12 protein-coding genes and 1 tRNA gene are annotated in these 10388 nt (G+C 67.2%); 8 read left to right on the top strand and 5 right to left on the bottom strand.

What is annotated here, in order from left to right:
* Positions 1-705: 705 nt before the first annotated feature.
* The gene (locus tag ABTZ94_RS33115; RefSeq protein ID WP_351206427.1) at positions 706-1047 is read right to left on the bottom strand and encodes an ATP-binding protein; all 342 of its coding nucleotides are present in this window, start codon (positions 1045-1047) and stop codon (positions 706-708) included.
* A gap of 827 nt (positions 1048-1874) precedes the next feature.
* Between ABTZ94_RS33115 and ABTZ94_RS33110 the strand changes: the two genes are divergently transcribed.
* Together ABTZ94_RS33110 and ABTZ94_RS33105 are read left to right on the top strand one after the other, a co-directional pair.
* Entirely contained in the window at positions 1875-2210 is a 336-nt protein-coding gene (locus ABTZ94_RS33110) for a MerR family transcriptional regulator (protein ID WP_351206425.1), read from the top strand.
* A 119-nt stretch (positions 2211-2329) separates the two neighbouring features.
* Positions 2330-2458, top strand: coding sequence for a hypothetical protein (locus ABTZ94_RS33105; protein WP_351206423.1), 129 nt, complete (start codon positions 2330-2332; stop codon positions 2456-2458).
* Between the two features lie 80 nt (positions 2459-2538).
* Here the strand turns inward: ABTZ94_RS33105 and ABTZ94_RS33100 are convergent, their stop codons facing one another.
* Entirely contained in the window at positions 2539-3099 is a 561-nt protein-coding gene (locus ABTZ94_RS33100) for a hypothetical protein (RefSeq protein WP_351206421.1), read from the bottom strand.
* A gap of 261 nt (positions 3100-3360) precedes the next feature.
* Here ABTZ94_RS33100 and trhA point away from each other — a divergent pair, with 261 nt between their 5' ends.
* The 5 genes from trhA to ABTZ94_RS33075 all read left to right on the top strand — a co-directional run bounded on the left by trhA (position 3361) and on the right by ABTZ94_RS33075 (position 7345).
* Positions 3361-4146: a PAQR family membrane homeostasis protein TrhA gene (gene trhA / locus ABTZ94_RS33095; RefSeq protein WP_351206429.1), complete on the top strand. Its 786-nt coding sequence runs from the start codon at positions 3361-3363 to the stop codon at positions 4144-4146.
* A 411-nt stretch (positions 4147-4557) separates the two neighbouring features.
* Positions 4558-4761: a cold-shock protein gene (locus tag ABTZ94_RS33090; protein ID WP_351206419.1), complete on the top strand. Its 204-nt coding sequence runs from the start codon at positions 4558-4560 to the stop codon at positions 4759-4761.
* 331 nt (positions 4762-5092) lie between these two features.
* Positions 5093-6604, top strand: a complete 1512-nt coding sequence (locus tag ABTZ94_RS33085; RefSeq protein WP_351206417.1) for a DEAD/DEAH box helicase — start codon at positions 5093-5095, stop codon at positions 6602-6604.
* 46 nt (positions 6605-6650) lie between these two features.
* The gene (locus ABTZ94_RS33080) at positions 6651-6977 is read left to right on the top strand and encodes a CBS domain-containing protein (protein WP_351206415.1); all 327 of its coding nucleotides are present in this window, start codon (positions 6651-6653) and stop codon (positions 6975-6977) included.
* Between the two features lie 56 nt (positions 6978-7033).
* Positions 7034-7345 (top strand): SCO5918 family protein, encoded by a 312-nt coding sequence (locus ABTZ94_RS33075; RefSeq protein ID WP_351206413.1) that lies wholly within the window; start codon positions 7034-7036, stop codon positions 7343-7345.
* A 104-nt stretch (positions 7346-7449) separates the two neighbouring features.
* On the opposite strand, the gene ABTZ94_RS33070 is transcribed toward ABTZ94_RS33075, so the two are convergent.
* Together ABTZ94_RS33070 and ABTZ94_RS33065 are read right to left on the bottom strand one after the other, a co-directional pair.
* Entirely contained in the window at positions 7450-7809 is a 360-nt protein-coding gene (locus tag ABTZ94_RS33070) for a hypothetical protein (protein WP_351206411.1), read from the bottom strand.
* A gap of 284 nt (positions 7810-8093) precedes the next feature.
* Complete coding sequence (locus ABTZ94_RS33065; RefSeq protein ID WP_351206409.1) at positions 8094-8909, bottom strand: SDR family NAD(P)-dependent oxidoreductase; 816 nt, start codon at positions 8907-8909, stop codon at positions 8094-8096.
* Positions 8910-9311: 402 nt separating this feature from the next.
* Between ABTZ94_RS33065 and ABTZ94_RS33060 the strand changes: the two genes are divergently transcribed.
* Positions 9312-9554: a hypothetical protein gene (locus tag ABTZ94_RS33060; RefSeq protein WP_351206407.1), complete on the top strand. Its 243-nt coding sequence runs from the start codon at positions 9312-9314 to the stop codon at positions 9552-9554.
* A gap of 411 nt (positions 9555-9965) precedes the next feature.
* Here the strand turns inward: ABTZ94_RS33060 and ABTZ94_RS33055 are convergent.
* Positions 9966-10038, bottom strand: a tRNA-Lys gene (locus ABTZ94_RS33055).
* Positions 10039-10388: the final 350 nt, after the last annotated feature.

Raw genomic sequence — 10388 nt, 5'->3', positions numbered from 1 at the left:
CGCTGGTCACACTTCCGACGCCGCAGCCAAGCCCGAGCCCGCCGCTGCCACTACCAACGCCGAGGCCATGACCCCCACATGCGGTTGCAGTACTAAGCAGCAGGTCAGAGGGGGTTTTCCCTCGCTGCTGGCGGTAGGCCGTGTGGGACTCGAACCCACAACCAACGGATTAAAAGTCCCGGCAGGATCCTGCCGGGACTTCCGTCAGCTTCCGCACTGGTCCAGAAATGCCTAGTCAGAGGCATGTCACATGCTGGCCGGTCCAAGGTTGTCTGCGCCATGTCAGCACGTCCGCTCACGCATCGCTCACGCATCCAGGCCCATTGAAGACGGCCGAGCCAACATCAGGGATCCGAGGTGGGTCGGTGGGCGTGCCGGCCTGGAGCGGAGAGGTGGACAGGTGGGTTCCTCAACGATCCCGGACGCCGGTGGATGGGACCAGAACTGAGATCGCAGCGCGGCCGGAGCCTTGCCGGTCAAGAGCAGACAGCAGTCGGCCGTGGCGGGTTCGAGTTTGAACCAGCGGCCTCTTTGTCCCAAATGAGGTTCGACGAAGATCGCCACCAGCGTCGATGATATTTCCCCAGGTCAGGGCGTTGGTGTGAGCTGGTATGGCGTGGTCTCATGAGGGCTTGGGGAGTGAGTCGGCTCCCAAATGACTCCCAGGCGTTACGGCCTGCGGCTACACGAGGTCGATCTCGGAGATCAGGGCCTCGACGCGCTTCTTGATCTCATCGAGGACCGGCTACCCAAGACCCCTCTGCCGAGGCGAACGTCAACGCCGGCTGCGGCGGGAGCGGCTGCTGAAGCGGGCGACCGCGACGTGCCCCATGCACCGAGGCGCGGGAAGAGATCGCGTGGCGGTTCAGGAAATTCGTGGCGCAGCGCGTTGGTGACGAGTTCCGAGACCACCAGGACCACGGTGTCGGCATCCTCCGCTGTGACCGGGTGCACGAGGCCGTCGAGGAAGCCCCGGGCGCTCTCGCGCGCGCCAGCGACCGACGCGGCGGAGCGGGCGGTTGTGACGTCGACGTTCATCGTGTCCATCAGGTCACCCTGGTCTCTGGATCGTCAATGCCCGGCCCTGTCTGTCCGGTGCTTGTGCCCCGGCCTGCGCGCGTCAACCGCACACAGCCCCCGGCTGTGGAACGTGTCCGGCCGAACATCCACGCAGTCGGACGGGGAAGCGGCGGTGTTCACGGCGACCAGGCTGCGTATCGGCGCTGCTCGGCGCAGGTGTTTCCCGGCCGGCGTGGAGCCGTCGCGCGCCACTTAGGGGGCCGAGGTCGACCATCTCTCTTCCTGGCGAACGAAAATCTATGTCGGCTGGAGTAGACATTGGGTGGTGAGCTGGTTATGGTTTCTCTCGTAGCCGAGATCGAGCAAGGCCCGGCAGAGATGAACTGCCGGGCAGCAGTACCCGCAAGTGCAGTTGCAGGACGGTGCGGTGGTGGAGTTCCGAAGCCAGGGTTTGTTGCAGGACGGCGACGGGACTGACGACCGGACCGGGTGGCCCGCAGTGGTCAGGGGCCGCCGTCAGCAGTACGGCAAGTGCAGTTCGCAGTATCAGCAGTAGGCAGTACCGGCAGTACGCAGTTCCCGCTCAGCAAGATCAGAGGGAAAGAACGGAGGAGCCGAGCATCATCAGGATCGCCCAGGACGGAGTCTTGAGCCTGGGTACCGCAGGACATCGATAGTGAGGTGGTCTCCGGTCAAGCAACCGCGATCCCCGCACCCCCGACAACTTCCAGGTCGGGTCAGCGGAAACAGAAGGCCGACGCAGTACCAGGGTCGGCAGATGGTGTAGCAGTTCCTTCGGGGCCCTGGTGCCATATGGCGCCAGGGCCCCTCCACGCGTTCCACAGAGAGGTGCAATGACAGCAGACGACTCGTACGACCGTCTCGAGGATGACGACTATCCCGCCTACACGATGGGCCGGGCCGCTGCGATGATCGGCGCCACCCAGGGCTTCCTCCGCGCTATCGGCGAAGCCCGCCTGATCACCCCGCTCCGCTCCGAGGGCGGCCATCGCCGCTACTCCCGCTACCAGCTACGCATCGCCGCCCGCGCCCGGGAGCTCGTCGACCAGGGCACCCCCATCGACGCCGCCTGCCGCATCGTCATCCTTGAAGACCAGCTCGAAGAAGCCCAGCGCATCAACGCCGAATATCGCAGCGCCGCCGAAGCGGCGGGACCACCCGTGGCTTGAGGCAGTTCGCCCGCCGGTTACCGGCGCCGGCGGGTTCCCGCACACACGTGTCAGGGTGTGAGGCAGGGTCATCTCCCATGGTGGCAGGGTGCGGACATGTACCGTCCGCGCTGGCTGTCATGGGTTGGAAGGTCCCCTTCGCCCACGTCTACGGCGTGGGCGTTCTGCTGTGCCGTGCCACAGGAATGGAGGCGATCGCCTGTGCCTCCCGCACGTTGCGGGAGGCGTACATCGGCTGGACAGCATGAGACATGGCTACGGGAACTGTGCAGTGGTTCAACGCGGAGAAGAGCTTCAGCTTCATCGCGCAGGTCGGCGGAAGAGGCGTTCAGACACTCGTCCAGGCTTCGAGGAAGGCTTTCCGTCCAGCGGGATCGTCCGACCTGCCGTCGGCGTGCAGGACGTGCCAGGCGGTGAGTTCGAGATCTCGGAGCCATAGTTCTCCGATGACCTGTGTCTTGAGGTCGGGAAGATGATCGGACTCGGCGAGGGCTTGACCGATCACCTCCCCGGCCGCGACGCGTTGGGGCGGGGTCATCTCATCGACAGCCGAGAGGATCTGTCGGGCCAAGGCGGTCCCCTCGCCTGCCAGGGATTGCAGCACCTCAGCCTTGATGTTGGCGGGTAGCAGGTAGGCGGTGCCCGAGGACCTCCACAGGTCCGACCAGAAGTGCTCACCTGCCTCGGTGGGAGCAGGGAGCGCGGCAAGCAGCCCGAGGAGATGACCGATGGCCGCGTAGCCACCGGAGTGAGCAGCTGCGACGACTGCGATGCCGGCGACGCGCTCCACATCGAGATGGCTGGCTTCGAGGTCTGGAGCCAGACCCAACTGGAGTTCCAACTGGTCTGTGAGGGGGGCGGATACGTGGGGGCGGACTTCAGGAAGCATCGGCGATCCTTGCGGGTAGGCGAGCGGAGATGCCCGTTCGGAAGCCCTGATCGTTCCCACCATCGGCCGATCTACTCAGCCTCGGGGCCCAATCGGCGGGACCAAGGGGGCCGGAGTCCACACGGCGGAGAAACAGCCCAGGCCCGGCGACTTGGGCCTGGATTTCAGGCCGCCCTCTTGAAAAGGCTGTCCTGTGAGGTCTCCTAGCATGAGCGCATGATTGCCAGTGACGCCCAGGAGTCCGGGGGAGGACGGGAAGCCATGTCCCGTGACGCCGCTGAGGTCGAATGTGTCCACGTCGCCTCAGAGTGTGGAGAACACCGCGAAGTCGGGCTGTCCCCCGGGCCACAATGTGACGGTGCAGGAGAAAATGGTCACTCGGTTGCCGCTCTGGTGGAGCAGGCGGCCGACCTGGCAGAACCGATCAAGCCGAGGTTGCGTGGCTGGCTCCATGCCGGAATGGTCCCCACCGCACTGATCGCAGGCATCGTACTCATCTGCCTGGCTCGCACCCCGCAGGTGGCCTGGGCCTGCGCCGTGTACGCGGTCACCGCCTGGCTGCTGTTCGCAACGAGCGCCATCTACCACCGCGGCACCTGGGAGCCGCTCGGCGAGGCTCTTCTGCGACGTCTGGACCACGCCAACATTTTCCTGATCATCGCCGGCACCTGCACCCCCCTGGCCGTGCTTCTCCTGCCGCCGGACCAGAGGTCCATGCTGCTGTGGATCGTATGGACGGGCGCATTGGCCGGCATCGCGTTCCGGGTCCTGTGGGTCGGAGCTCCGCGCTGGTTGTACACCCCGTGCTACCTGGCCCTGGGGTGGGCACCGGTGCGCTACCTGCCCGACTTCCTGCATACCGGCGGAGCGGCCGTACTCACCCTGATCGTGGCCGGCGGTCTCCTCTACAGCGCGGGCGCAGTCGTCTACGCCCTGAAGCGCCCCGACCCCTCACCCCGCTGGTTCGGCTTCCACGAGGTTTTCCACGCGCTGACCGTGGCAGCCTTCACCGCGCACTACATCGCCATCTTCCTGGCCATCTACTGACCGCGCCCCCGACCTGTGGCGAGACCGGCTACGGGCCATGCCGCGCGAGACGGCGCCACCGGAATAGTTGTGCCCTCCGGGTCGCGAACAGCGCCCGATTTTCCTGAAACGCTACGCTCCGGGTGGGGCAATATCTACGACCGCGAGATGAGGGTTTAGCGCGCAGTGCCGGGAGTGTTTTTATGGCAACCAGCGGAGTGGAGTTATTTACCGTACACGGGCCACTACCTCATGCTACTGTCGATCCCAGTTGCAGTTGTGGTACCCAAAACCTTCAAGCTCCTTCGCTGGAATTCCCTGGCCACTGGAAGCTTTTTGTATTGCCGGTCTTTTTCCGGACGGGGCATCATTGCGGCGACCCGGTATCCGCGCATCGCGGGTCCCGGCGTACTGCCCCAAAGGAGATACGACGTGGCGTCAGGCACCGTGAAGTGGTTCAACGCGGCCAAGGGTTTCGGCTTCATCGAGCAGGACGGCGGGGGCGACGACGTGTTCGCCCACTTCTCGAACATCGCCGCCCAAGGCTTCCGTGAGCTGCTCGAAGGCCAGAAGGTCACCTTCGACATCGCGCCGGGCCAGAAGGGCCCTACGGCCGAGAACATCGTTCCCGCCTGACGCTGGCGCGGACTTCGTAGCTGGGGCCCGTATCCTCACCCCTCGGGGTGCGGGCCCCAGCTACGGACCTTTCCCACAGTGGTGTCACCTGTGGGGTAACGCCGCCCGCAGCCCCATCCTCAAAAATGCGCGGCTTTTCGGAGCTGTACCAGTCGACGTCCGGGATTTCACGTCCCCATGACGTCACCTCTTTTATGGCTTGCGTCCCGCACCAGATTCATTGCACGCCATATTTCTTTTCGCATTCCATTCGGTTCGTTCTCGTGATTCCCCGCACTGCTCTTTCGCTGCGGGAATTCCTTGATGCGCGCCGCATCAAGGAAGGTTCTGAATGAACCCCACACGTACGAACGGCCCTTCCTCCCGCCCCCGCCGGACCGAGGGCCCCGCTTTCGGGTCCGGCGCCGGTTCGAGGCGGGGCGCCCGCTTCGGCTCGCCCGCCCCGACCCGTTCCGGCACTCCGGGCCGCTCGGGCGGCCACGGCCGGCGGCCCGCCGCGGTCCAGGGCGAGTTCGCCCTGCCGAAGACGATCACTCCCGCGCTGCCCGCGGTCGAGGCGTTCGCCGACCTCGACATGTCCAAGCAACTGCTGGCCACCCTGACGGCGCAAGGCGTGAGCGTCCCGTTCCCGATCCAGGGTGCGACCCTGCCCAACACCCTCGCGGGCCGCGACGCCCTGGGACGCGGGCGCACCGGCTCCGGCAAGACCCTCGCCTTCGGCCTGGCCCTGCTGGCCCGTACCGCCGGGCAGCGCGCCGAGCCGCGCCAGCCGCTGGCCCTGGTCCTCGTGCCGACGCGTGAACTTGCCCAGCAGGTGACCGACGCACTCACCCCCTACGCCCGCTCGGTGAAGCTGCGGCTTGCCACTGTCGTCGGCGGAATGTCGATCGGCAGGCAGGCCAATATGCTGCGGGGCGGCGCCGAGGTCGTCGTTGCGACGCCGGGCCGCCTCAAGGACCTCATCGACCGCGGCGACTGCCGACTGAACCAAGTCTCGATCACCGTCCTGGACGAGGCCGACCAGATGGCCGACATGGGATTCATGCCCCAGGTCACCGCACTCCTGGACCAGGTACGCCCCGAGGGCCAGCGGATGCTGTTCTCCGCCACCCTCGACCGCAACGTCGACCGCCTGGTCCGCCGCTACCTCACCGACCCCGTCGTCCACTCCGTCGACCCGTCCGCGGGCGCGGTCACCACGATGGAGCACCACGTGCTGCACGTCCACGGCGCCGACAAGCACCGGACGACCACCGAGATCGCGGCGCGCGAAGGTCGGGTGATCATGTTCCTGGACACCAAGCACGCCGTCGACCGGCTGACGCAAGACCTGCTGAACAGCGGGGTGCGGGCCGCCGCCCTGCACGGCGGGAAGTCGCAGCCCCAGCGCACCCGGACCCTGGCCCAGTTCAAGACCGGGCACGTCACCGTGCTCGTGGCCACGAACGTCGCCGCCCGCGGCATCCACGTCGACGACCTCGACCTGGTCGTCAATATCGACCCGCCGACCGACCACAAGGACTACCTCCACCGCGGCGGCCGCACCGCGCGGGCCGGGGAGTCCGGCAGCGTCGTCACCCTGGTCACCCCCAACCAGCGCCGGGACATGACCCGCCTCATGACAGCGGCCGGCATCGTGCCCCAGACCACCCAGGTCCGCTCCGGCGAAGCGGCACTCAGCCGGATCACCGGCGCCCAAGCCCCCTCCGGCATCCCCGTGACGATCACCGCGCCGGTCACCGAGCGACGCAAGCGCAGCGCGTCCTCACGCGGCCGGCGCAGCCCCGCTTCGGCTGCCCGACGCATGACAGCGCGGCAGACCTCCTTCGGCGCGGCGGCCTAGAAACTTCGTGATCAGGAAACTGGCCCACCACTGCAGGAGGCACCTTTTGACGCTGGTTCAGATGCAGTCCCGCTCGATGAGTGCCACCCCCGTGCGCGGGACGGCGGCCGACGCCATGGACACCGGCGCACCGCAGGTCTGCGACGACATGACCGTCGAGGTCGCCCTGTCCCTCATGGCCAGCGCCCGCACCGGGCACCTCCTCGTCTGCGACAACGACGGCCTGTGCACCCAACTGGTCACCCAGGCCCAGCTCACCGCGGCCCGTGACAACTCCGCGTACACAGACCGGATCCAGCTGCGCGACATCCTCGGTGGCCAAGGGGTCGACGAACACGGCATCGCTCTGGGCGTCCTCGCCCTTGCCCGCTGAACCGCCTCAACCACCGGCAGAACCATCCCCCTTCGATCCTCTCCCTGTGAGGCATCATGCGCTGTGTCATCGCCCGCTTCCCGTTCGATATCACCAAGAGCGGCGTCCTGGAGTCAATGAAAGGTGTCAAGCCCGAGCAGGCTTCCGGCGAGTCCGTGACCATCGGCCGCCGCACCTACCCCGTCAAGCAGGTCGGGCAGGTCATCACACGTCAGGACCGCCGTGACTTCAGCGCTGGCGAAGTCCTGCGAGCGATGACCCAGCTCGGCTTCACCTGCCGCGGCCTTCCCCAGGCCGCCGCGCCCACGCGCGATCTCACCCCGGTGCAAGAGGCTTCCGCGATGCTCGGCGCCCCCGCAGCAGCCTGACCGACGGGCAGGCGCGCCGCCAGCAAAGCAGAGGTGAGGGTCCGACCGGAGTACACCGGTCGGACCCTCACCGCATACCAGGGCATTCCCGGCGCGACAGTCGGTCAGTGGTCGGAGTAGCTGAAGTCGCCGACGGTCCAGGCGCTGACGTCCTCGATCGCCACGCGGTACATCCCGCCCGTCTCCGGGATACCCACCGCGCCCTGCAGAATCCGCGCCACATGGAAGTGCAGATGCGTGGGCGGCCCCTCCCCGCGCGTCGCAGCGGTGAACACGGCGGAGAAATCGCTCAGGAGGGCGGAGTCCGCCAAAACCTCCGACACTCGCTGCCTCCAGACGGCTTCGGGAGCCAGCCGCCCCGTGATGACAGCACCACAGGCGACCACGGTCAGAGACATCTGATTGCTGTGCCCGGACTCCACCAGAGCAGCGACCTCAACAAGCAGTTCGTCAGGCTTCGACATGAGACACGATTTTAGTCACCAGCCGTCCGATCAGACCAAGCAGTGGTACGACGCCGCGGCCCCCTGCGTTCCTTCTTCCTGGCTTCCGCACTTACACGCAGCCCTTAGGGAAGAAGGAAGGACAGAGATGTCTGAAAGCGCCGCCCCGCTCAGGCTGATGGGCTGATGGGCCTGAGTGGCATCACCGAGCAGACCGCTATGCGTTACGTCACCGCCGCCCATCCCGAGCGCACCGCGAAGCTGCTCCGGTAGGACGGTATTCGCATCAGCAGGCGGCTGGGTGGTTACTGAGCGACGTAGCCGGCGTCGACGGGGAGGGCGACGCCGATGACGAAGCTGGCTCCGGGGCTGCACAGCCACAGGACGGCCTGGGCGATCTCCTCTGCGGTGCCGAGCCGGTTGATGGGCTGGCCTGCTTCGGCTTCGGCGCGGTCGAGTTCCCCTCTGACGATCACGTCGCTGACCATGGGGGTGTCGATGGTGCCGGGGCGGATCGCGTTGATACGGATGCCGCGCGGAGCGTATTCGAGGGCGGCGCTGCCGGTCAGGCCGATCACGCCGTGCTTGGTGGCGTGGTAAGAGGCGAGGCCGGGGATGCCGACGAGGCCGCCGAGGGAGGAGCAGTTGACGATGGCGCCGCTACCCTGGGCTCGCATGTGGCGCAGCTCGTGCTTCATGGATGCCCAAATGCCGTGCAGGTTGATGGCGTTGACATGGTCGAACTGCTCGGCGCTTTCCTCTGCTGCGTCGGTGGGCGGGATCTGAATGCAGGCGTTGGTGTAGGCCATGTCGAGACGGCCGAAGGTTTCGACGGTGCTGTCGACGGCGGCGGCGACCTGGTCCTCGTCGGTGACGTCGCAGACGACCGCAAGGGCCTGGTGGCCTTCGTCGGTGAGCTGCTTTGCGGCGGCCGTCACGGCGGCTTCGTTGATGTCGGCCAGGGTGACGGAGGCACCCGATTCGGCGAAGGCGCGGGCGGCGGCCAGGCCCATGCCGGAGGAGGCTCCGCTGACGAAGGCGACCCCGCCGCCGCCCCGGACCGCAACGAGGCCGGCACCTCCGGCACCCCGGGCAGGGACACCCGTGCCCCCGGGGGGCACGCCGCACGCGATACGGGGAGCGGTAGCGCTCCCTCGGCAGACGGCGCTGCAGACCTCATGACCGGCGGGCAGGAAAAACACGCCGGCGCCGAGGTGACGCCGGAGCCGAGCACCAGTGGCCACGCCCCTGCGAGTGAGGGGAGTAGCGGCGGGGGTACCAGCGGGGGCAGCGGCGCCGAGGAGGGAACGGGCGGGCCTTCAACGCCAGCCACCGGCCAGCCGGAAGAGCCTTCCACGGGGACACCGGAGGGGCCGGGCAGTCCGGGGCCCACCAAGCCCCCTGAGCCCACGAAACCCCTTGAGCCCACCAAGCCCCCTGAGCCCACCAAGTCGCCCGAGCCCGCCGTCCTCGCGGTCGGGACACCTCGGCTCACAGACACGGAAGAACGATGGTGCGAGAACGTGACCGTAGACATCCGTAACACCGGCGGCACCACGGCGACATCGGGGACGCTTCGCTTCGGGACGCACATCCTCGGCCCGCTCGGCGGCGACTGGGTCACGATCACGCAGACACGTGAGCTGCCCGCACCCGTCCCGGCCGGCGGCCACGTAGAGGGCACCTGGACCCTCTGTGTGGACTCCTGGCGCGTACCGATGGGGTGGCACATCGACACCCGTGACGTCACGGTCACACAGAACTAGTCCGCGAAGCCCCCGTTCAGGCCGAAAGTTGCGCCGATACTTCGGCCGAGCCGATGATCCCGAGAAAGCAGAAAGGCCCCCGCCGACACGGGGGTCTCTGCGTTTCGCCAGGAGCACCCCGCCGACCACACCCGCCCGGGAGGAGCCAACGGCCCCTCAGGAGCCGGACGGCTGCGACGGAATCAGGGGCAAGCGCTTCCTCCCGACGCCCCCTGCCTGCTGTAGCTCGACCACGCGCAGGCGTCGACCGTCAGTGCGAAGTCAACCCCCCGATCGTGCGAGAGACGTCGCCGACACTTCGGGCGAGCATCGGGCGAGCCAACGGCCATCAGAGATACAAAAAGGCCCCCGCCGAAACGGGGGCCTTTACGTTTTGCCAGGTCAGAGGGTTTCACCCCTCCTTGTCAGGTGTAGGCCGTGTGGGACTCGAACCCACAACCAACGGATTAAAAGTCCGCTGCTCTGCCAATTGAGCTAACGGCCCTCGGCGAATCACCCCTGAGCATAGCCCGCCGAGGCCCGGCCGCCGATCGGGTATCGGATACCGGGCCCGTCGCGACGTCTTCAGGAGACGTCACAAGGGCCGCCGGTGGCCTGTCCTCGCCGGCGTCTGTTGTCATGTCCCCAGCAATGCCCTTGCTCCGGCGCACGCATGCGGTCGCCATGGTTACGACTGGGAAAACATACCGCGCGACAGGGCGGGAGAGGTGCGGCCCGCAGGCCACGCCCCTCCCCCGGCCTCAGAGCCTGTCGGGTGGCCGGTTGGTTACGCTGCGATGAGGTCCTCGACGGTGCGGGCTCGTGCGGTCTTGCGGTGGGATTCATGGCTCCACC

The organism is Streptomyces sp. NPDC002785 (assembly GCF_040295565.1).
In the GTDB taxonomy this organism is placed as follows: Bacteria; Actinomycetota; Actinomycetes; order Streptomycetales; family Streptomycetaceae; genus Streptomyces.
This window is presented reverse-complemented; position numbering and strand designations above follow the sequence as displayed.